Here is a 977-nt window from a genome sequence, read left to right on the forward strand (position 1 = left end):
CCGAAGAACTCCGCGTCGAACTCGCCGACACGGTCGACGAACCCGCCCTCCCGCGTGTACGAGGTGCCCGGGTTCTCGGGGTCGGGGTGGAACAGTCCCTCCACGTCCCAGCCCCGGTCGTCCGGGAACTCCGACACGGCGTCACGGCCGGACGCCACCAGTTCCCACAGCTCCTCGGGAGAGCTCACTCCGCCCGGGAACCGACATCCCATGCCCACGATGGCGATCGGCTCGTCGTCGACCCGTCGTGGCCGTACCACCGGACGTCGTGTTCCGGCGATCGCACCGACTTCGCGGAGCAGCAGCCGTGCGACGGCCACCGGGTTCGGGTGGTCGAAGACCAGGGTGGCGGGCAGTCGCACACCCGTGGCCTGGCTGAGGCTGTTGCGCAGGTCGACGGCGGTCAGCGAGTCGAAGCCGAGGTCCTTGAACGCCCGCTCCGGATCGATGCTCCCGGCCGAGGCGTGTCCGAGGGCGGCCGCGACGTGCCCGGCCACCAGTTCCAGCACGATGCGTTCCCGGTCGGCCTCGGCGACGCCGGCGAGCCGCTGCGCGAGCGATCCGCCCGTGTCGGCGCGGCGTGGCGCCGGGGCCAGCCCGTGCAGCGGGGCGGGCAGCAGTCCGGTACGCGCCTGCGCCCGCAGGGCCGGCAGGTCGAACTTCACCGGTGCCAGCAGCGCGGTGTCCTGCCCGAGCGCATGGTCGAACAGCTCCAGCGCCTCGGCGGCGGGGAGCGCGCCGATACCCATCCGCGCCAGTCGGGCGAGATCGGCCTCGCCGAGCTCCCCCTCCATGCCGCGCCCGTCGGCCCACAGGCCCCACGCGAGGGAGGTGGCGGGCAGTCCTCCGGCCCGGCGCCCGGCCGCGAGCGCGTCCAGGGCGGCGTTGGCCGCGGCGTAGTTGGCCTGCCCGGGGGTGCCGATCAGTGCGGACACCGAGGAGAACAGCACGAACGCCGACAGGTCCATCCCCGCCGT

Annotated in this window: 1 protein-coding gene; it reads right to left on the bottom strand. The window is 74.0% G+C overall.

Annotation, left to right across the window (positions count from 1 at the left end; genetic code table 11):
• Positions 1-977, bottom strand: a 977-nt coding sequence (locus tag IH00_RS39390) for a beta-ketoacyl reductase (protein ID WP_158828215.1), incomplete at both ends; no start/stop codon positions are given.

Origin of the sequence: Streptomyces sp. NRRL S-118, assembly GCF_000716335.1 — a bacterium.
In the GTDB taxonomy this organism is placed as follows: Bacteria; Actinomycetota; Actinomycetes; order Streptomycetales; family Streptomycetaceae; genus Streptomyces.